Below are 20,860 nucleotides of genomic sequence, written 5' to 3' on the forward strand. Positions count from 1 at the left end.
AAAAAAAGTCCGGAAATTATTTCATTGCCGGACTTTAAATTGTGATTCAATCAATATTATAATTGAGCTTGTAAGTCTTTACCAGCTTTAAATCGAGCCACACTCTTCGCTTTAATCTTAATCACTTCACCTGTCTGTGGATTACGACCATTGCGAGCCTGTCTACTTGATACTGAGAATGTACCAAATCCAACTAATGTAACTTTTTCATCACTTTTCAAGGCGTTTGTAACTGCATCAATGAATGAATCTAATGCAGCGTTTGCCTGAGTTTTGGTAATTCCCGCGTCTTCAGCAAGTTTCGCAATTAATTCAGCTTTGTTCATGTTAATATTATTTTAGATTTTACTCAGCGGCAAATTTAAATCGTTTTTAGTACCTACAAAAAATTTATACAAAAATTTAATATGCTGAAAGCTAAGCCCAACATGCATTACAAAATAATGACGAAAATGATTGGTAAAAATTTCCTGTTGTACTACCTACTATACGAAGAATCAGGCAATTTATTATTCAATCACTTCTAATAAACTTCTGAAAGCGATCATTTGGTTTCCCCATTTGCCAAGTGTTTCTTTTCTAAGGGTATCAGCAAAATTTGCCAGATAGTTTTCGAATTGATCCAGGTTATTAAAGTAATAGGAAATAGCATATACAGCACCGTCTTTATCTTCGTCATCCATTACACGAACAAACTGATATTTTACGAAACAATTGGTGCCCATCACTTGAGGAATATGCTCTTCCAGCATCCATTTTTTCCAGCTTTCCTCAATAACAAAATCTATTTTCGTACTCACATTATAGATATGCATCTTATTCTATTTTAATTCCAGATAAATCGGACAGTGATCGCTTTGTTTAACATCAGGATAAATAGCAGCGCCTTTTATACTGGATTTTAATGCTTCTGTTACACTGATATAATCAATTCTCCATCCTTTATTATTTAATCGAACCGAAGGGAAACGTTGACTCCACCAGGTGTAACTATGAGGTGTGTCGTGTAAATGTCTGAAAGTATCAACCCAGCCATTTTCCAGAAATTTATCCATCCATGCTCTTTCTTCCGGAAGGAAACCCGATGATTTTTTGTTTCCTTTAGGGTCGTGTATATCTATTTCTCTATGTGCGATGTTATAATCACCACACAAAATAATTTTAGGAAACCTGGTTTTTAATTCTTCAAGATAAGCGTACATTTCTTCCAGCCAAACATATTTATAACTTTGACGTTCATCTCCTGATGTTCCTGACGGGAAATAAGCATTAATAATTAATGTATCTTTAATGCGAACGGTTATTACTCTACCCTCTTCGTCACTGATAGAGTGGCCCGTACCATAAAATACTTCGTCGATGGGTAATTTTGAAAAGACTGCTACCCCGCTATATCCTTTTTTCTTTGCACTATACCAATAATCAGTATATCCTAAATCAATAAATTGCTGATAATCTACGTTATCTCTATGTGCCTTTGTTTCCTGTAAACAAATGATATCGGCAGGATCGGTTTTAAGCCAATCGATCAATCCTTTTTTCATAGCGGCACGAACACCGTTTACATTATAACTTACAATACGCATCAATTAAAATATTTATAGTTATATTGAGGAGCAATTTACAATTTAGATATGGAAGCTACACAAATAAAGAAGAAAATTTCACCTATAATTCCTCGCAAAGAGCCAATTTATCTGGAGGGGCCAAAAAGTCGTGGGTACGAATTGAAATTTGCATGGAGTGTATTTACTCAGTTCATCAAAGCTTTTAGAAAGTTTCACTTCGTTGGACCATGTATTACCGTTTTCGGTTCAGCAAGATTTAAAGAAGACCATCCTTATTATCAGGCAGCTGTTGAATTCGGTAAACGAATCGCTGAATCGGGTCTTACAACAATGACAGGTGGCGGCCCGGGAATTATGGAAGCTGCCAATAAAGGTGCATACGAAAATGACGGTATGTCAATCGGTGCTAATATCATTTTACCTTTCGAACAACATGGTAATCCATACTTACATGAGTATTTTAACTTTGAACACTTTTTTGTAAGAAAAACGGTGCTTACGAAATACTCCTATGCTTTTATTATTTTACCGGGAGGTTTCGGAACACTGGATGAGTTTTTCGAAATTTTAACATTGGTTCAAACAAAGTCGGTAACACAGTTTCCGATTGTTCTGTACGGACGTCAATATCATGAAAAACTGTGGGATTATATATTGAGTATGAAAGATGAAGGAACTATTTCAGCTGAAGACCTTGACCTGATTCTTTATACCGATGATGTAGATGAGGCCATGGATCATATCCATAAATACATCGATTCTAACTATAAAATCAAGCCACGTAAAGAGAGATGGTGGCTGTTCGAGAAAAGATAGTACTTTTAGGTGGTCTTAACCAGACCACCTAAATCTATATTATGTTTCAGCGAGTGAAAAAAATTGGCATATCTCTATTTGCCATCATCGTTTCGTTGTTAGTTTTGCTATTTATTCTCCCTTATCTTTTTCCTTCTGCTGTTGAAAGGCAGGTTAAATTATGGGCAAATCAGTCCATCACAGGAAAACTGGATTTCGAAAATTCAAAACTTTCTTTCTTTAAACATTTTCCTTCTCTTACTTTAAGTCTTGATAATGTGATCTTAAAAGGAGCTGCTCCTTTTGAGAAAGATACACTTATTGCTGCCCGCGAACTGGCTTTTGGTATTAACTTGTGGCAGTTGGCAAAAGGAGATATTAACATCAACAAAATCTTCCTCGAAGATGGCCTTGTATCAGTTCTTGTTAATGAAGAAGGCTTACCTAATTACAACATTTTTAAGACCTCCAAAGAAACAGTAGCAGCAGCTGATACTGTTAATACAGATTTGAAACTGGAGAATATTGTTTTAAACAATATTAACTTAACCTACGTTGACCGTACAATTCCGATATTAATAACTGCGCAAGGGTTAAATTATAAAGGTAACGGAGACCTTAGTTCAGAAGAGTTTGATCTGAAGTCAAGATTAAAAATAGACGCCGCCATATTAAATTACGACGGTACTTATTATATAAAGAATCAATCACTGGCTGCTAAACTCAATACAAGAATCAATACAAAATCTTTACAACTTGAGTTTAAAGACAATGGCTTTCTGTTGAACAAGTTACCGGTACGTTTTGACGCTTCTGTTTCGTTTTTAGCAGATGGCTACGATTTTAACTTTGACGTAAAAACAAAGAAGTCTGCTTTTGAAGATCTTTTATCGGCTATTCCGCAAACAATGGGAGAATGGTTGGATAAAACTAAGGTTAAAGGAGATGCCCAACTTGCTTTTACACTCAAAGGCAAGTATATTCCTTCGCAGAACCTGTATCCTGACCTTACGCTGAAAACGGATATCTATAGAGGTTATATAAAATATACAGGAGCTCCGATGCCTGTTAGTGATATAGAGCTACGTTTCGATTTTAAAATGCCTCAGTTGAATACCGATAGTATGCAGGTGAAAATAGATACACTAATTGCTAAGTTAGGTACCGACCATTTAAGAGCGAAGCTTGAAACGAACGGACTCGAACGTATGTTCATCAATGGCGATGCTCAGTTGAATTTGCAATTTGAACAATGGGTGAAAGCGTTGGGTATTACTGACTTCCGGTTATCAGGTAACTATATTGCTGATTTAAAGATTAACGGTTATTACCATTACGGTGCAGATGCTGCCTCAATCAGAAAAAAGAACAAACTATATTCTATTCCTGCTTTTGTATTTAAATCAGACTTTAAAAACGGTTCGGTAAAATTTGCGGGTGTTAGCCAGTCAATTGATGATATTCAATTTAAATTGAATGCCAGCAATAGTTCTTCCAATTGGAAAGATACCAGAATAAGTATCGATCAGTTAAATGCAAAAGCGCTGAATTCAATTATTCATGGATTTTTTCACATAAATAAAGAAGGGGAAGAGCCTGTGAATGCAGCTATTCAATCAACCTTTTCATTGAAGGAGTTTCAGGAGTTTATTCCTCTCGACAGCACTTTTATTCAGGGAGATCTGACGATTGACCTGGTAAGTAAAGGGAATATTGATCTCGATAAAAATATCTTTCCGGTTAGTAAAGCTTTATTCTTATTAAAAGACGGGTTAATTCAGACAAAATACTATCCGACACCAATCCGGAATATTCAGATAGAAGTGGAGGCAAGTGATAATAAAGGAAGTTTATCAGACCTTAAAGTTGAAATCAAGCCTATTTCTTTTGAGTTAGCGGGACTGCCATTTTTTATCAAAGCTAATTTTGAGAACTTTGATGATATTCACTACAACTTAATATCAAAAGGAAAGCTGGATATAGGAACTCTGTACAAAGTTTTTCATGTTGATGGTTACAATGTTAATGGAACGCTGGATACTGATTTCTTTATGAAAGGAAAGGCCAGTGATATCATCAACGGAAAATACAATCAGGTGGAAAGCAATGGTAAACTTGAAGTGAATGATATCTATCTCACCGCAGAGGTGCTTCCTAAACCTTTACATCTTTATCACGGAGTGTTTACATTCGACAGAGAAAAGATGCGCTTCAATAATTTCAAAGCAAAATATGCCAGTGCAGACCTTGAACTGAATGGTTATTTTCTGAATATGTTGAACTGGATGTTATTGTCTGATCAAAAACTGGAAGGATCATTCACTTTAAAAGCCCCTTATCTGAATGTGGATGAGTGGATGGTGTATAGTGATCAGCCGGTAGCTGTTGATACTGCAAAAGCAGTCAATGGAGTAGTAATGTTACCTTCAGACATGAAGCTGAAATTTGAAGCATTAGTAGATAAAATCAACTACAATCAGATTTTATTAACCGATTTTAAGGGAGCCATTACATTAGATAACTCTATTCTTTCTTTAAAAGAGACCATGTTTAAAATTGCAGGGGCAACTATTCGTATGAATGGAAATTATCAGGGTCTGACCCCATTGTCGGCTCAATTTGATTATGCAGTTAAGGCAGACAGCTTCGATATACAAAACGGATATAAATCTATTCCGATTTTCAGAGAATTGGCACCAGCTGCGAAGAATGCTTACGGATTAATTGGATTAGATTATAAACTGTCAGGGTTACTAAATGAAGAAATGTTCCCGGTTTTATCCTCTTTGAAGGGAGGCGGAACAATTTCTGTAAAAGATGTTAAGCTTTTAGGCTTTAAATTGATGAATGCGGTTAGTAAGAGTGCAGAAAATGATGAACTAAAGGATCCTGCATTAAAAGGTGTGAATATTGTTTCTAAAATTGATCAATCGATCATTACGATAGAACCGGTGAAAATGAGAATTGCAGGATTCAGACCTAAGTTTCAGGGACAGATGGCAATGGACGGAAGGTTACAAATGAAAGGTCGTATCGGATTGCCGCCATTAGGTATTTTCGGTATTCCGTTTAATATATCAGGAACGAGTGATAATCCTGTGGTGAAGTTAAAACGTGGCCCTGATAATAAACCATTAACGGTAAGAGATGATAGTGAAGCTGATGAAGAAGAGGTGATTGCGATGGATAGTACTGCGGTATCTGTGTTAATAAGTCAACCATTAAGAGATTAAGGTGATTAAGCGTTTTCTTAATTCCCTTAATCTCTTAATGGTAAAAATTTAATAATCGAGTACCGGTCTTAACCATTTTTCAACCTCTTCGATACTCATTTCTTTTTTTATTGCGTAGGCTTCGATCTGGTCTTTCTGAATTTTTCCTAAACCGAAGTACTGACTCTGCGGATGTGCAAAATACCAACCGCAAACAGAAGATGCGGGATACATTGCCAGTGATTCAGTTAGTTGAATGCCTGTTTTTTCATTTCCCAACAATTCAAAAAGTTTTATTTTTTCGGTATGATCAGGGCAGGCCGGATAACCTGGTGCAGGGCGGATACCCTGATAAGCTTCTTTAATCAACGCTTCGTTGTCGAGTTGCTCATCAGCTACATAACCCCAATAGTTCTTCCTTGTTTTTTCATGTAAGTACTCTGCAAATGCTTCTACCAGGCGATCGCTTAATACTTGTAACATGATTTTTTTATAGTCATCCTGTTCTGCCTGAAATTGTTGTATGTAAGGTTCAATTCCTTCAATAGTAACAGAAAAGGCGCCTATATAATCTTCGTATTGAGCAGACGGTTTAATAAAGTCTGCCAGACTAAAGTTCGGTTGTCCGGCGGCTTTTTTACTTTGCTGGCGTAAAAACTCGAGGTTTCTTTCACCATTATCTGTTTGTATAGTAACAGTATCCGTGTCAGTTCTTTTTGCTTTCCAGAAACCGATCGTGCCTTTAGGCGTTACCCAATTCTCTTCAACGATGCGTTCCAGCATCGATAGCGCATCTATGTGTAATTTAGTTGCTTCTTCTCCTACTATTTCATCTTTCAGGATAGCAGGAAACTTTCCGTGTAACTCCCATGCAATAAAGAAGGGATTCCAGTCAATGTATGGAATTAAATCTTTAGCAGTGACCTGATCAATATATTTCACACCGGTGAATGTTGGTTCGGTTACTTTGTAATCAGACCAATCTATTTTTACCGGATTATTTTTTGCATCGCTGTAAGAAATATATGCTTTTACACCTTTTTTCTTTTCAAAATCACTTCTTAGTTGAATATATTCAGTTGAAATGTTTGATAAGAAGTTCGGTTTGGTATCAAAGTTTAATAATTGCCCGGCTACGGTTACACTTCTGGATGCGTCTAATACATGCACCACACCGTAATCATATTGAGGTGCAATTTTAATAGCTGTGTGCATTCTGGAAGTAGTAGCTCCACCAATCATTAATGGAATATTCAGGTTACGTCGTTTCATTTCGTGTGCAACGTGCACCATTTCATCCAGTGAAGGAGTAATTAATCCACTCAGTCCGATTATGTCCACTTTTTCCTTTTCTGCAGTATCCAGTATTTTATCTGCAGGAACCATTACACCGAGGTCAATCACATCATAACCGTTACATCCCAGTACAACTCCTACGATATTTTTTCCGATATCATGCACGTCGCCTTTTACGGTAGCCATCAGAATTTTCGCAGCTCCGCCTTGTTGTGCCAACGGATTTTTTTTCTTTTCTTCTTCAATATAAGGTGTTAAAATGGCTACGGATTTTTTCATTACCCGGGCGCTTTTAACTACTTGTGGTAAAAACATTTTACCACTACCAAATAAATCTCCTACCACATTCATTCCATCCATGAGTGGTCCTTCGATAACGTCCAGTGGTTTAGGATATTTGAGGCGTGCTTCTTCCGTATCAATATCAATATAATCCGTAATGCCGTTTACAAGGGCATGTTTGAGTCTTTCTTCTACCGGAATCAATCTCCATGATTCGTCTTTTTCAATGGTTTTGCCTTTTGCTTTTACTTTTTCTGCGTAAACAATTAACGCATCGGTAGCTTCTGCATTTCTATTAAGAATAACGTCTTCACAAAGTGTTTTCAGAGGTTCTTCAATCTGATCGTACACTACAAGTTGCCCGGCATTTACGATTCCCATATCCATGCCGGCTTTAATGGCATAGAATAGAAATACACTGTGCATTGCTTCGCGCACGTATTCATTACCTCTGAAAGAAAAAGATATATTACTGACGCCGCCTGATATTTTAGCCAGTGGCATTTTCTGTTTGATAATCCGGGTAGCTTCTATGAAGTCAACGGCATAGTTATTATGTTCTTCAATTCCGGTTGCAATAGCGAAGATGTTAGGATCAAAGATGATATCCTGTGGTGCAAAGCCTACTTCTTTCGTTAAGATATTATAAGCTCGTTCGCAAATATCGACTCTACGTTGCAGGGTATCAGCTTGTCCGCTTTCGTCAAATGCCATCACTACTACAGCAGCGCCGAACTTTCTGCAAATGCGTGCCTGCTGTATGAATTTCTCCACGCCTTCTTTCATCGAGATGGAGTTAACGATACATTTACCCTGTACGCATTTTAAACCCGCTTCGATGATCTCAAACTTTGAACTATCGATCATCACCGGAATTTTTGCGATATCCGGTTCACTTTGCAGTAAGTTAAGAAATGTAGTCATGGCCTGAACACCGTCTAACAATGCATCATCCATGTTTACATCGATGATCTGCGCACCGTTTTCAACTTGCTGACGTGCTACACTCAGGGCTTCTTCGTACTTATTTTCTTTGATAAGACGGGCAAACTTCTTTGATCCGGTAACGTTTGTACGTTCTCCGATATTGACGAAGTTAGTTTCTGGCCTGATAGTAAGTGGTTCCAGTCCACTGAACTGACTATACGAATGAATAATAGTACTCATAGTAATAACCTAAACAATAGTGGGTAATTTTCTTGGGCTGATTGTTTTTACATTTTCCGCAATTTTACGGATGTGATCAGGGGTTGTTCCGCAACAACCGCCAACAATATTTACAAAACCTGCTTTAGCCCAATCTTCAAGGTAATGTCCTGTTTCTTCCGGATGTTCGTCATACTCTCCCATGGCATTTGGCAGGCCGGCATTGGGGTAGGCAGATACGAAACAGCTGGATATTTGTGATAGCTCTTCAATATGCGGCCGCATTTCTCTTGCACCGAGCGCACAGTTTAATCCGATGCTTAACGGATTTGAGTGTTGAACGGATATATAGAAGGCTTCCAGTGTTTGTCCGCTTAGAGTTCTTCCTGATGCATCGGTAATGGTACCGCTGATCATGATGGGTAATGGTATTTGTTCCGGATGATCTTCATTGAACTCCTGGATGGCATAAATTGCCGCTTTGGCATTTAAGGTATCAAAGATGGTTTCAATGAGTAAAAGGTCAACACCGCCCTTTACGAGGCCTTTCACCTGTTCGTAGTAAGCATTTTTAGCTTCATCGAAGGTGAGTGCCCGGAACCCGGGATTATTAACATCCGGAGAGAGGCTCAATGTTTTATTCAGAGGGCCTATAGCGCCGGCAATCCACTTTTTATCCGGATGACTCTGATTGTATTTGATGACGGCATTTCTGGCACATTGGCCTGCGGCAACATTCAGTTCATAAGCGAATGCCTGCATGTCATAATCAGCCTGAGCGATAGATGTACTGGAAAAAGTATTGGTTTCGATAATATCAGCTCCAGCTTCTAAGTACTGGAGATGTATTTCTTCAATAATCTGTGGTTGTGTAAGGCATAAAAGATCATTATTCCCTTTTACGTCTGAATGCCAGCTTTTAAAACGTTCGCCCCGATAATCCGCTTCTGATAACTTATATCGTTGAATCATGGTACCCATTGCACCATCAATTACAAGAATACGTTCATTCAAGGCATCTTTAATGTCCATGAACTTCAATATTTAATCTGTTTAATGAAAACTTAGCTGCAGAATGAGGGATAAATAGAACGATGCAAAAGAGTGGTTGCTTACGTTTATTAGTTCAGTTCATTCCAGCTAAGGTAAAGGCCGAACAATAAACAAATCTACCTTTACATCGCAAAGGTACTCTTAATATATGTATTTGTCAAAACACATTATTTGCGGGAAACATAGTTTTCTACCGGAAGCCTGTTGGTGAGTGAGCGGGCAAGGGTCATTTCATCGGCATATTCGAGCTCTCCGCCAAAAGCAATGCCTCTGGCAATGGTCGTAAACTGAATAGGTATATGCTGAAGCTTCTTCTGTATAAAGTAAATAGTTGTATCTCCTTGAATAGTAGGGTTTAAGGCAAATATCAGCTCTTCTACATTTCCATCCGATGCTCTTTTAATAAGGCTTTCGATATTTAGTTGGTCAGGGCCGATACCATCTAACGGTGAAATAACTCCTCCTAAAACATGATATACACCGCTGAACTGCTGTGTGTTTTCAATAGCTATTACATCCTTGATGGTTTCTACCACACAAATCTGTGTCTGTTTTCTGGAAGTATTTAAGCATATAGAGCAAATAGCCTGATCTGATACATTAAAGCATTTTTCACAGAACCTGATATGCTGTTTCATTTGCATGATAGCCTCCCCGAATTGGTTAACCGCCTGTTCGTCTTGTTTGAGTAAATGCAAAACCATCCGCAAAGCTGTTTTTTTGCCTATTCCGGGAAGTTTTGAAAACTCTTGAACCGCTTTTTCCAGTAAAATCGAGGAGAATTCCATAGCTGCAAATTTATATATTAAAGCTCAATATCCAACTCACATTCCCAATTAGCACGTACAGCTGCTTTTACAGGAATTGCATACACTTTTTCAGGCTGGCGTTTCTCTCCAAAAAAATTACCCGGATCCCATTTTCCATTTTTGTTTTCATCATACACCAGTCGTAATTCATATTCACTCGGTTGAAATAGTTTAGCAAAAAACTCAGGACCGGTTAATGTTTTTTCATATACAACTTTATTGTTGCTGATAAATTGCAGAATAGGATTTTTATCTAATGCAAGATTCTTAAATCGAAGTCTTACCAAACCATACTCACTCTCTTTTTTAGAATAAAATGAAAGCGTATCGTTTTGTTTTAACGACATGTTTAATGTATCTGTAGCGAATGTAGAATCTAAAATCAGGTAATAAGAATGATCGGGTATCCAGTTATTACGTAAGGTTACCTTAGTCATATTGGTATCCAGCTCAAAACGTACTCCTTTTACAGGAGTGCTATCTGCACCATACAAAACAATCTTACTGGTATCTACCGTTTTGAAAGGTGCTTGTTTACTTTCCAGCACTAAAGGTTCTAAAAGGTCTTGTTTACCCCCGGCAACATTTGTATTAATCACCAGAAAGTTTTTTAAAGCAGCTTCTTTTTCTTTGCTTTTGTTCTGGTTGCTGATGTTAGAGAATATATCATCTTGCTCTTCGTCTGTTTCTGCATCCGGCTCTATGTAGGCAAACAGGTAAATCGAATCGGTTTGTGTAGTGGTGTTTACTCTTTCGTCATAGAAGGCAAATGCCTGAGAATTACTAAGGTATTTTCTTTGCCCACCTTCGTCTTTCATCGCGTAAATAGAATATTCCGCTGCGGGAAGGCGTTCAAATTTAAAAACGCCGTCTTTATTCAAGGGGGTATAATATCTCGGAAATTCTTTGATAACCGCCGAGTCTTCGCTATTTAAATGAAGTACTACTATATAGGTACTATCAGGTTTGCCTGTTTCTGCATTCAACACCTTCCCATAAAGTGTCAGTGAATCAAGATAATTACCGGTAGAAAATACGTATTTAAGATTTTGCGCAATGTTACCTTCATTCACATCTTTAATCGATTTTCCAAAGTCGATCGTGTAAGTTGTATTAGCGTCAAGGCTATCTCTTAAACGAACAGTCACCACTCTGAGTTTACTTTCTACTACAGGTTGGCGTTTAGGTAAAGGAGAAACGATCATGTTCTGAAAAGCATTATCCAGCTGAACGTACTCATCAAACTCTAAAACGATTTTCGTTTCTTTAAAGTTTAATTGCTCATTTATAGGATTCGATTTAACCAATACAGGAGGTAAACTGTCTCTGGGGCCGCCCATCGGAGCTGCCATTTGTCCACATCCTACCTGTCCTATACAAATTAGCAGGATAAAATATATGCTGATAATCGAAATGAAAAAATTGCGCATTTGTATCTAAAATATTTGCAAACTTAATCGCTTTTTATGGTAATAAAATATTAAAAATCCTGTTCATCGGGTTCTTCCAGGTCGTGAAGTGCTACTGCCAACTGATTGGTTTTAACAAAATTACACCAATGGCAATCTTCGCTTCCACATCCTACGTAAAAATCTTTTTGTTGAATTTTATTCCATACTTCCACAATCTGTCCGGTTACAAACTCAATGTCTTCAGGAGTAATCACTACTTTTTCGCGCTTATACTCTTTCTTTTTATTAGGCTCTACAAAGTCGAATTCGGTGCTGACTACTTTCCAGTTTTTAGACTCATTATTGTCTACCAGAATTTTATAAAAAACTGCCTGACGCCAGTAATCTCCCCCTTTGGGTTCTTTCGGATTCGGACGTACCAGTTTGTTTTTGGCGTTATCAGGGTCTCCGGTTTTGTAATCCACTACATTTACATCGCTTCCGTTAAACTCCAGCTTGTCTAATTTCCCTTTTAAGGGAACATTTTTAACGGTCACATTTCGGATGCTTCTTTCCACTACCACTACTTTATTGAAGTATTTAACGTGTGTCTCGTAGTAATCGTTCAGAATCTGCTCGCCATATTCCAGCCTTCTTTCATACTGCTCTTTGGTGAAACTCTCACGGTGACGCTTCATGTACCATTTAAAGTCGGCAATGAACTGATCTTTTCCGTGGAATTGTTCATTCGGGTCTTGTTTCATTTTCATGAATAGTTGTTCCAACGCATGGTGAACGGCCGAACCGAACTCGGTTGCTTCATTTTTGGGTGATGGAATACGGATCAGGTTTTTAAAGTAGAAATCAAGCGGACATTTTAAATAGTTATTCAATGCCGTCACATTCATTACAAATTTTTCCAGCATCCGGTTGATCAGGTCTTGTTCCATATGATCAATTTCAGGACGTTGCGGTTTCTGAAAATTGACCAGCTCAAACTCGGTGAGTTGTTCGTTTGTGAGTTGAATACTTTCAATACCCAGCGGATATTTTTCAATAATTTCCGCAATAAACATACTCGGCTCTAAGTCGCGGTTGTCATTTTTAAATCTGCTGTACGAAATGGTGAGGTGTTGCTCCGCACGTGTCAGCGCTACATAAAATAAACGTCTTAATTCTTCCAGGTCATTATTATTATTCGTTTGTCCGATAACGGTATCCGGAATTTTGTATCCACCCCCCGGTTTTCTTTTTTTCTCCCAGCTCGATGCATTACAGCCGGCAAAAAATACGTATTCGAATTCCAGTCCTTTCGATCCATGTGCCGTCAGTAAATTGACTCCTTTATCAGTACCGCTTACCTGAATCAGGTTGATAGGAATTTCTTCTTTAATCATCAGTTTCAGCATATTTACCAATCCGTGCAATTGCAGTGTAGGTGTGCGACGGGTTTCTTCTTTGATGAAATCAAAGAAAGCGGTCAGTATTTGCAACAGCCATACTTTTTCTTCGCTTTGCATAATAGCGCCTAGTAAACCAGACTCCCGGATGCAGCATTCAATCAACCCCTGTAAGGTTTGGTTCGGTACGTCTTTTATCAATTGTTCAATTGCTTTGGAAGCATTGACCAGATTGGCAGAAGGTGCCGGACTGAACAGGTCGCGTGGCGGGAGGTTGGCTTTGTCGTATAAAAGTTTTCTCAGTGAAACGGCGTCTTCCTTAAACTGCTTGTCGGCCACTTCAGCAGTGATTTGGGCAATTTGAATGGGAGGGATTTTAAACCAGTCAAAATGCAGTATTTCAAACAACATCTCATCGCCTGAATATGGAATGTCATGTTCAGAATCAAGGTAATTCAACAGTAGTACAAACTTCTCTATCAGATTGGTATGCAGTACGTTAACGTGTCGTTTGGAAAAAACCGGAATATTTCGTATCTTATAATATTGAGCTAGTTCTTCTCCGTATTTATTCTCTTTATAGATAACAGCGATTTTACCCGGTTCTACTCCTTTTTGAATCAGTTCACTCACTTCTAAAGTAATACCCACCATTTCCATTCGCACTGATGTATATTCACGAATTGCGGGTTTCACCACCGTGATTTTTTCGTATTTCGGGTGTGCGGCAATCAGTTGTTTTGAAAGATCGGGGATGCGGTTAATTAACCGATCATCATTTCTTTCTATCAGAGATTTTGAGACGTCAAGAATCGGTTGTGTGGAGCGGTAGTTATTCGATAAAACAATTACTTTGATGAGGTCGGCATAACGATTTCTGAAGACCAGCATATTATCCATATTGGCTCCCTGAAAACGATAGATCGACTGATCATCATCACCCACCACAAAGATGTTCGGTTCTTCCCAGAAGTTGATCAACAATTCTACGATCCGGTTTTGGGTACCGGAGGTATCCTGATATTCGTCTACCAGTATGTACAGGTATTTTTCCTGGTAATGGGCGAGCAGGTTTTTATCAGATTCAAATTTTTCAATTACCCAGTTGATCATGTCATCGAAATCGTAACGGTTCCGTTTTCGCATGAGGTCCTGGTAATTATAAAACTCGTTGACCGCTGCCCGCAGCTTGTCCATTTTTTCTTTTTCTTCTTCGATTTTGTCCCAGCGAACATCACCTTTTTTGAAATCCCCGACTTTACGTTTGGCGATATACTCGTCGCGGGTAGGAAGGTCATTTAAATAAGCATCGATCTGTTCATTTAAGAACCCGGGTTTCCAACCCTCCCGTTTCATAGTGGAAAAAAGTCTTTGAAGGTTATTCATTTCAAAGTAAACATCCCCACGGTATCTTTTGAGGGGGTGTCCTTTGGGAAATTGATCGATTAAATGGGTATATAATTCAATGCGTTCCAGCTCGGAGATGGGGTCGAGGCTGTTTTTGTCGAAAAGCGACAGGTTTTCCTGTATCACTTCGTTACAAAAAGCGTGAAAAGTGTTGATATTAACTTTATAAGCGTCAGTTCCAATGAATTGTAATAACCTTTTACGCATAGCCACCACTCCGGCGTCGGTATAGGTTAAACAGAGGATATTTTCTGCCTGCGCATCGGTATCCAATAAGATTTTACCGATTCTGCTGGCTAAGATCTGCGTTTTACCGGTTCCCGGGCCTGCAATCACCATCACTGGACCTTCTATGGTGTCCACAGCTTCTTTCTGTGCGTCGTTTAGCCTGGCATATTCCGCTAAAAAGTGTTCCTGAAGTTTCTGACGTTGTATCATATGTTTCAAAGATAACACCACAGAAAGCTTAAAAAATCTGTGATGGGCTGGATAAAAAGTTTATTTTAGTGTAAAATTTGGAAAATTTCCCACAATAGGAAATAAAATAGCTTATGTCTCTCAAACTTCTGCCACAACCACTAAAAATTTTCATTTTAGACGATGATGCTTTTTTCGTGAAAGCTTTGGCTCATTTTCTGAACTTAAACCCTGACAATACAGTTAAACCGTTTTTGGATGCAAAAAGTTTATTTGCCAATATTCATGAACAACCGGATGTGATTACATTAGACTATCAGATGCCGGGGATGGATGGGGCGCAGGTGTTAAAAAAGATCCGTTCTATTAATGAAAACATCAAGGTAATTGTTATTTCTTCACAAGAGAAGGTGAAGGTGGCGGTGGAGTTATTAAATAACGGAGCCTATGATTATCTGGTAAAAGGCGAAGACCCAACAGAGACGCATACGCTTTTATGGGATTTGCTGACAAAGATTGCCAATGCGAAAAGATTAGAGGCGCGCGTTGAAGAATTACAGGAACAGGTGGCGCAGCGATATGATTATTCAAAATTTCTGATAGGCAAGGATGCCAGTATTGCTACGATTTATTCGCTGATTGAAAAAGCGTGTAAAACAAATATTACGGTATCAATTACGGGTGAAACAGGTACCGGTAAAGAGATGGTCGCCAAAGCGATTCATTATAATTCGGAGCGAAAAAAGGCGCCTTTTGTTGCAGTAAACGTAGCTGCAATTCCGAAAGAACTGATTGAAAGTGAATTGTTCGGTTATGAAAAAGGAGCATTTACCGGTGCTCATAGCAGAAGGATCGGCAAATTTGAAGAAGCCAACGGCGGTACATTATTTTTAGACGAAATCGGAGAGTTGGAACTGAGCCTGCAGGCGAAATTATTACGTATAGTGCAGGAAAGAGAGGTTTCGCGTATCGGTGGGAATGAAATAGTACCTTTAAATATCAGAATCATTGTAGCAACACATAAGAACTTATTAGAAGAAGCAAAGAAAAAAACATTCCGTGAAGATCTTTATTATCGTTTAATGGGTTTACCGATACAGTTACCTCCTCTGCGTGATCGGGGTAATGATGTGATATTGCTGGCATTACATTTTACAGATCTGTTCGTAAAAGAAAATAAACTACCCAAAAAAACACTGAGTCAGGATGCCCGGCAAAAACTGTTAAAGCACCCGTTTCCCGGAAATGTGCGTGAATTGAAGTCGGTGATGGAATTAGCTTGTGTTATGAGCGACGATTTAAATACAATCGATGCAGAACATATTACGTTGTATAATACCAGCACGATTGATGATTTACTAAATCAGGAGAGAACTTTAAAAGAGTATGAACATCAGATCATTCAATACTTTTTAGATAAGTATAATAATGATGTACTGCTGGTAGCGAAAAAACTCGATGTGGGAAAAAGTACATTGTACCGGATGATTCAGGCCGGGGAACTAAAGGTTAAATAAAATATATGTTACAACCTAAAGACGCACTGCAAAAACTAGGTGCCAGATCTATACTGCTTGCAGAAGATCTGGAACTGAATCAACGTTTGGTAAAACATATAGTAGAGGGCTGGGGCTTTAGGGTAGATATAGCCGATAATGGTGCAATAGCGTTAGAAAAGCTACAAAAAAATGAGTATGACCTCATTTTGATGGATATACAAATGCCCGTGATGGATGGCGTTGAAGCTACCAGGCAAATCCGTTCCTGGAAAAATTCAAAGGCAGATATTCTTATTATAGCAGTGACTGCAAATAGTTTACAGGAAGACGTTATAAAATATCGGGCTGCCGGAATAGATGATGTGGTGCCAAAACCGGTAAATGAATTAAATTTGCTGAATGTAATTGATAAAAACCTACAGCAAAAGAAAGATTCATCTGAAATACACCGCACTATGGAACTTACTCATTCAGCCGAACATCCTATTTATTCACTAGAGCTTTTACATTCATTTTCGAGTGACGAACAGTTTATTAAAGAAATGATTGTGATGTTTGTGAACAGTATACCTGAATACGTTGAACTGTTAAAGACGCATAGTGAAGCAGATGAATGGGAACAAGTCGAGAAAGTTGCCCACAAAATCAAAGGCACGATCAGTTATCTAAAAGTAGAAGAGGCAATGGCCGAAGTGGCTATCCTTCGAAATTATGTTGCGGAAGATAAAAGAAGTTTACGGGCTTCAACAGAACGTCTCATCAAAGTACTCGAATTCTGCGCAGCAGTAATGAAACGCGAATTGCTCAACGACGCACAATAATTAATAATACCTCAAAAGAATACTTTTCTCCGAATGTTATAATATATTCGGTTTACCAATGGATTGTACTTCGTTTTTGTTTTAATCTTACTCATTTTAACCTATATCTATTATTGACCTATTGCTGAAGTTGAAACATATTTCTACTTCAGGGCATGATATTTTTAGCCACTGACAAAATCTCTTTTCCCTGCCACTGTACCAGACACTGTTTGTGCGTATTGTTGACGACATAGCAATATTAATCACTAAAAATCAGTACTATGAGCTCTATTAACAACAAAAAAGTGGCATTATTAGTCGACAATGGCTTTGAAGAGTCAGAGTTTAAAAAACCTTTTGATGCTATTAAAAAGGCGGGCGGAATACCACATTTGATTTCTCCTCAAAAAAGTAAAGTAAAGTCGTGGGCTGGTGAAGACTGGGGGCCTGAATATGATGTAGACAAAAAGCTAGGTGATGCCAATGCCGCAGATTATGATGCCATTGTATTACCGGGCGGACAAATTAATCCTGATTTGCTTCGCGTAAACAAAGATGCCCTGGCTTTTGTGCAACATTTTATTGATAATGATAAACTGATAGCCGCTATCTGTCATGCACCGTGGGTTTTAGTAGAACTGGATTATGTGAAAGGGAAAAAAATGACCTCTTATCATTCTATCGTAAAGGATGTGAAAAATGCCGGCGCTGACTGGCAGGATAAAGAAGTAGTGATAGATGGAAATCTGATTACCAGCCGGTCACCGAAAGACCTGAATGCTTTTAATGAAGCAATAATAGAGATGTTAAGTATATCTGATGATGAAAAAATAGTATAAGCGATCAGCATATGGAAAAAATGAAAGGTAAAAACTGGAGTGCTTTAAAAGAAGGTTACTTATTTGTAGTGAGTATTGATGATAAAGAAGCAATTGTTGCTACATTAAATGACTTTGTTGCACAAACAGGAATAAAAGCCGGTTCTATAATTGGTATCGGTGCGGTGAATCAGGTAACGCTGAAATTTTATGAACCGGAAAACGGAGAATATAAGGAGAAGGTGTTTACCGAACAATTGGAAATGACTAATCTGACAGGCAATATAGCTTTGCTAAATGGTGAGCCGCTTTTACATTTACATATTACGCTGGGCCGGGGTGATTATACGGCTTTAGCCGGTCATCTGGAAGAAGCTATTGTAAGCGGTGCCTGCGAGTTGTATGTTCAGGAGATCAGGGGTGAAGTTAAAAAAGACGTACATCCTGAGAACGGTTTAAATATTTATACATTCTGATAGGCTCTTACATACAAAACATTCAAACGGGATAATCATTCAGATATCCGGTTTGAATGTTTATACAAAAAGAATTTGGCAAAACCTTATGAATATTATGAGTATATTTAGTACATACAAAACTAAATAATACTTCCGGGAATGAAAGCTCTATTTTTTATTTTACTGCTATTCGGTAGTGCACAGGCAATGGCTGCGTCGTCACTTGTAAAGTTGAGTAATAATACCAAAGTAAATGTTTCATTTGTAAAGTATGATGAGTTCGGTAATTATCAGTTTTTTCAAATAGCGCCAGGTACTACAACGGAAATTTCTGTAGAACATGACTATTTGAATATATTTTCTCTGGAGAATGATAAAAATGTACCCTATTTTTTCTTTCCCGGTGACGATATTGAAATCGATTCTGTTAAAGAAAGTTTTTATTATTTCAAGAGTAAAAGCAAAATAAGAGAAAATGAGCTGGAGCTCTCACTCACTTTTTTTAAATTATTTCAAAACGAACTTAATGTCAGCAATGCAGCTTCTTCAATAAAGCGGACACAATATCAGATAGATTCGGTTTTTACTGCGCAGCAACAATCAGCTGTTTCCGATAATTATAAGCACCTTACAAAACAGTTCTATTTGTATGAAATACTCGGGAAAAACATCCGGTACAATACAAAAGAAAAGAAATCAGAAGCCTACGATACCTATTGGCTGAAAAAATTCGACGGAAATCTGCAATCATATATTCTAACCTTTAGAACTTATGTGCTGAGTTATCTCCCGTTATTTGTAAAGAAAGAAGAGTTGTTAAAAGATTACAATACGCGTTTTCAACATGAACATAAAGAAATAGCGCTGTATACTGTGATGCATATGGCTTATTACAGAGACAAAGAATGGTTTGCCACGAATTTTGAGCAGTATGAATCAATAGCAGGCGATAAAACCTTCTCTGAAAAAATGGCTTATTTTAAACTAACCCATGATTTATCAAAGTCAGAAGAAGTCACTCTTATGAATGAAGCAAATGATACGATTTCATTCAAGCGTTTGCTCACTCAGTTAAGGGGCAAAGTAGTATTAATTGATTTATGGGCCAGCTGGTGTGTACCTTGTATTGGGGAAATGCCTTTTACTGCAGAACTTTCAAAAGTTTTCGAATCACAGCCTTTTCAAGTGCTTTATCTGAGCCTCGATCGGGAAATGCACTTGTTTTCAAACTTTTCTGAGAAAAACTTAAAGGGAAAACTGAACTATAATATTCTAGGCAATTTTAATTCGTCATTTGCTGTGTTGAACAAGATAACAGAGATACCCAGATATATGCTGATTGATAAGCAGGGTAATATTATTAATAACAAAGCCCCGCGCCCGAGTAATAAAGAACTTAAAGAAATGATTGAGAAATTACTATAAAAAAGCCCCCAAAAGTTGTCTGACTTTTGGGGGCAGTCTATTTTGATAGTGGCTTTTGTTAACCGGGAATTCTGGAAATATATTTTTCAACCTCTTTTACCTGTTTAACGATTTCAGGGTTGTTAGATTTTTGTGCTTTAGCTTTTCTGAAGAAGTCTTTTGCAGCTCTGAATTCTCTTTTATTCATCATGATACTGCACATTTGAAGATAAGCAGCTGCGGCGTTATCTGCATCCGGTAAACCTTCACGAAGCGCCTGGCGGATATAAGCTTCCCCTTGTTTTAAGTTGCCTTTCTGAAGAGCAATCATACCCATTTGTAACAAGCTTGCTCCTTTAGCGTCCTGCATGGGTGAACCCAGTGCCAGGCCTTTTTTCATGTTTGACTCTGCTGTATCAAAATCCTGATTCATCATGGCCAACTGCCCTTTTAGGGTATAGTAAGCAGAGCGGATCGGTTTGTATAATAAATTAGGATATTTAATAGAATCCAGCACTCTTACGGCACCATCTACGTCACCGTTTTCCATATGTTCCTGAATTAAACGCATCGGTCCGATAAAAAAGTGACCGAAAATCAAGACAGCTCCAATCAGATAAGCCGGGAACGCAGGCCAGAAACTAGCATAAATATTCGTCACCACACCAATTATGATTAAAACAATACTCAGCGGAAGACGATATTTAATAACCCAATTATAAAACTTCATAAACCAATTTTTAGAGCGGCAAAGATACAATAATGACCATTATATTCCCGAAATGAATAAATTTGAGTAAAATTTAATAAGGTTCTGTAGTTCAACGGATAGAATAGAAGTTTCCTAAACTTTAGATCCGGGTTCGATTCCCGGCGGAACCACATTTTATATCTCTTTTAAGCTCAGAAGTATGGTTTGAGTTGGTGTAGGTTAATTAAAAAAGAACGCTGTTTTTTAATTAACAATGTCCTTATTTAAAAATAATGGATTAAATTTAAATAAGCTACCGGTAAATAAGGAATAATGAAAAACTTTAATGCAGGCGTATATATCAATCAGGGTTATTATAAGAGCTTTCAGCCTTCCAGAATCTACAGGGAA

Annotated in this window: 16 protein-coding genes and 1 tRNA gene; 8 read left to right on the forward strand and 9 right to left on the reverse strand. The window is 37.9% G+C overall.

Annotated elements, in window-relative coordinates:
* Window positions 1-56: 56 nt before the first annotated feature.
* The 3 genes from D9O48_RS00285 to D9O48_RS00295 all read right to left on the reverse strand — a co-directional run bounded on the left by D9O48_RS00285 (window position 57) and on the right by D9O48_RS00295 (window position 1,586).
* Window positions 57-326, reverse strand: a complete 270-nt coding sequence (locus D9O48_RS00285; RefSeq protein ID WP_126969429.1) for an HU family DNA-binding protein — start codon at window positions 324-326, stop codon at window positions 57-59.
* A gap of 183 nt (window positions 327-509) precedes the next feature.
* Window positions 510-815 carry a DUF4286 family protein gene (locus tag D9O48_RS00290; RefSeq protein ID WP_126969431.1) on the reverse strand — a complete coding sequence of 102 codons (306 nt, stop codon included), beginning with the start codon at window positions 813-815 and terminating at the stop codon, window positions 510-512.
* A 6-nt stretch (window positions 816-821) separates the two neighbouring features.
* The gene (locus tag D9O48_RS00295) at window positions 822-1,586 is read right to left on the reverse strand and encodes an exodeoxyribonuclease III (protein ID WP_126969433.1); all 765 of its coding nucleotides are present in this window, start codon (window positions 1,584-1,586) and stop codon (window positions 822-824) included.
* A 48-nt stretch (window positions 1,587-1,634) separates the two neighbouring features.
* On the opposite strand from D9O48_RS00295, the gene D9O48_RS00300 reads away from it, so the two are divergent.
* On the forward strand, window positions 1,635-2,384 hold the full coding sequence (locus D9O48_RS00300) for an LOG family protein (RefSeq protein WP_126969435.1): 750 nt from the start codon (window positions 1,635-1,637) through the stop codon (window positions 2,382-2,384).
* Window positions 2,385-2,425: 41 nt separating this feature from the next.
* A complete protein-coding gene (locus D9O48_RS00305) occupies window positions 2,426-5,596 on the forward strand; it encodes an AsmA-like C-terminal region-containing protein (RefSeq protein ID WP_126969437.1) in 3,171 nt (1,056 codons plus the stop codon).
* Window positions 5,597-5,644: 48 nt separating this feature from the next.
* Here the strand turns inward: D9O48_RS00305 and metH are convergent, their stop codons facing one another.
* The 5 genes from metH to D9O48_RS00325 all read right to left on the reverse strand — a co-directional run bounded on the left by metH (window position 5,645) and on the right by D9O48_RS00325 (window position 14,797).
* Window positions 5,645-8,320, reverse strand: a complete 2,676-nt coding sequence (metH, locus tag D9O48_RS00310; protein ID WP_199750465.1) for a methionine synthase — start codon at window positions 8,318-8,320, stop codon at window positions 5,645-5,647.
* A 9-nt stretch (window positions 8,321-8,329) separates the two neighbouring features.
* Complete coding sequence (locus D9O48_RS18885; RefSeq protein WP_199750466.1) at window positions 8,330-9,331, reverse strand: homocysteine S-methyltransferase family protein; 1,002 nt, start codon at window positions 9,329-9,331, stop codon at window positions 8,330-8,332.
* Between the two features lie 188 nt (window positions 9,332-9,519).
* Window positions 9,520-10,140, reverse strand: coding sequence for a recombination mediator RecR (recR, locus tag D9O48_RS00315; protein WP_126969439.1), 621 nt, complete (start codon window positions 10,138-10,140; stop codon window positions 9,520-9,522).
* A 17-nt stretch (window positions 10,141-10,157) separates the two neighbouring features.
* Entirely contained in the window at window positions 10,158-11,591 is a 1,434-nt protein-coding gene (locus D9O48_RS00320) for an Ig-like domain-containing protein (protein ID WP_126969441.1), read from the reverse strand.
* 50 nt (window positions 11,592-11,641) lie between these two features.
* Window positions 11,642-14,797: an ATP-dependent helicase gene (locus D9O48_RS00325; RefSeq protein ID WP_126969443.1), complete on the reverse strand. Its 3,156-nt coding sequence runs from the start codon at window positions 14,795-14,797 to the stop codon at window positions 11,642-11,644.
* A 113-nt stretch (window positions 14,798-14,910) separates the two neighbouring features.
* On the opposite strand from D9O48_RS00325, the gene D9O48_RS00330 reads away from it, so the two are divergent.
* The 5 genes from D9O48_RS00330 (at window position 14,911) to D9O48_RS00350 (ending at window position 19,779) form a co-directional block, all read left to right on the forward strand.
* A complete protein-coding gene (locus D9O48_RS00330; RefSeq protein WP_126969445.1) occupies window positions 14,911-16,293 on the forward strand; it encodes a sigma-54-dependent transcriptional regulator in 1,383 nt (460 codons plus the stop codon).
* A 5-nt stretch (window positions 16,294-16,298) separates the two neighbouring features.
* Window positions 16,299-17,096 carry a response regulator gene (locus tag D9O48_RS00335; RefSeq protein ID WP_126969447.1) on the forward strand — a complete coding sequence of 266 codons (798 nt, stop codon included), beginning with the start codon at window positions 16,299-16,301 and terminating at the stop codon, window positions 17,094-17,096.
* A 263-nt stretch (window positions 17,097-17,359) separates the two neighbouring features.
* Window positions 17,360-17,917 carry a type 1 glutamine amidotransferase domain-containing protein gene (locus D9O48_RS00340; protein WP_126969449.1) on the forward strand — a complete coding sequence of 186 codons (558 nt, stop codon included), beginning with the start codon at window positions 17,360-17,362 and terminating at the stop codon, window positions 17,915-17,917.
* An 11-nt stretch (window positions 17,918-17,928) separates the two neighbouring features.
* Window positions 17,929-18,372 carry a PPC domain-containing DNA-binding protein gene (locus D9O48_RS00345; protein ID WP_126969451.1) on the forward strand — a complete coding sequence of 148 codons (444 nt, stop codon included), beginning with the start codon at window positions 17,929-17,931 and terminating at the stop codon, window positions 18,370-18,372.
* A gap of 141 nt (window positions 18,373-18,513) precedes the next feature.
* Window positions 18,514-19,779 carry a TlpA family protein disulfide reductase gene (locus tag D9O48_RS00350; protein ID WP_126969453.1) on the forward strand — a complete coding sequence of 422 codons (1,266 nt, stop codon included), beginning with the start codon at window positions 18,514-18,516 and terminating at the stop codon, window positions 19,777-19,779.
* A 58-nt stretch (window positions 19,780-19,837) separates the two neighbouring features.
* On the opposite strand, the gene D9O48_RS00355 is transcribed toward D9O48_RS00350, so the two are convergent.
* Complete coding sequence (locus D9O48_RS00355) at window positions 19,838-20,488, reverse strand: tetratricopeptide repeat protein (RefSeq protein ID WP_126969455.1); 651 nt, start codon at window positions 20,486-20,488, stop codon at window positions 19,838-19,840.
* Window positions 20,489-20,568: 80 nt separating this feature from the next.
* On the opposite strand from D9O48_RS00355, the gene D9O48_RS00360 reads away from it, so the two are divergent.
* A tRNA-Arg gene (locus D9O48_RS00360) sits at window positions 20,569-20,640 on the forward strand.
* The last annotated feature ends 220 nt before the right edge of the window (window positions 20,641-20,860 follow it).

The sequence above is a fragment of the Gynurincola endophyticus genome, from assembly GCF_003991195.1.
Lineage (GTDB): Bacteria > Bacteroidota > Bacteroidia > Chitinophagales > Chitinophagaceae > Gynurincola > Gynurincola endophyticus.

Bases quoted from the DNA above. Each gene is read 5' to 3' on its own strand.
- D9O48_RS00285 (WP_126969429.1), bottom strand. From the start codon at position 326: ATGAACAAAGCTGAATTAATTGCGAAACTTGCTGAAGACGCGGGAATT.
- D9O48_RS00290 (WP_126969431.1), bottom strand. From the start codon at position 815: ATGCATATCTATAATGTGAGTACGAAAATAGATTTTGTTATTGAGGAA.
- D9O48_RS00295 (WP_126969433.1), bottom strand. From the start codon at position 1,586: ATGCGTATTGTAAGTTATAATGTAAACGGTGTTCGTGCCGCTATGAAA.
- D9O48_RS00300 (WP_126969435.1), top strand. From the start codon at position 1,635: ATGGAAGCTACACAAATAAAGAAGAAAATTTCACCTATAATTCCTCGC.
- D9O48_RS00305 (WP_126969437.1), top strand. From the start codon at position 2,426: ATGTTTCAGCGAGTGAAAAAAATTGGCATATCTCTATTTGCCATCATC.
- metH (WP_199750465.1), bottom strand. From the start codon at position 8,320: ATGAGTACTATTATTCATTCGTATAGTCAGTTCAGTGGACTGGAACCA.
- D9O48_RS18885 (WP_199750466.1), bottom strand. From the start codon at position 9,331: ATGGACATTAAAGATGCCTTGAATGAACGTATTCTTGTAATTGATGGT.
- recR (WP_126969439.1), bottom strand. From the start codon at position 10,140: ATGGAATTCTCCTCGATTTTACTGGAAAAAGCGGTTCAAGAGTTTTCA.
- D9O48_RS00320 (WP_126969441.1), bottom strand. From the start codon at position 11,591: ATGCGCAATTTTTTCATTTCGATTATCAGCATATATTTTATCCTGCTA.
- D9O48_RS00325 (WP_126969443.1), bottom strand. From the start codon at position 14,797: ATGATACAACGTCAGAAACTTCAGGAACACTTTTTAGCGGAATATGCC.
- D9O48_RS00330 (WP_126969445.1), top strand. From the start codon at position 14,911: ATGTCTCTCAAACTTCTGCCACAACCACTAAAAATTTTCATTTTAGAC.
- D9O48_RS00335 (WP_126969447.1), top strand. From the start codon at position 16,299: ATGTTACAACCTAAAGACGCACTGCAAAAACTAGGTGCCAGATCTATA.
- D9O48_RS00340 (WP_126969449.1), top strand. From the start codon at position 17,360: ATGAGCTCTATTAACAACAAAAAAGTGGCATTATTAGTCGACAATGGC.
- D9O48_RS00345 (WP_126969451.1), top strand. From the start codon at position 17,929: ATGGAAAAAATGAAAGGTAAAAACTGGAGTGCTTTAAAAGAAGGTTAC.
- D9O48_RS00350 (WP_126969453.1), top strand. From the start codon at position 18,514: ATGAAAGCTCTATTTTTTATTTTACTGCTATTCGGTAGTGCACAGGCA.
- D9O48_RS00355 (WP_126969455.1), bottom strand. From the start codon at position 20,488: ATGAAGTTTTATAATTGGGTTATTAAATATCGTCTTCCGCTGAGTATT.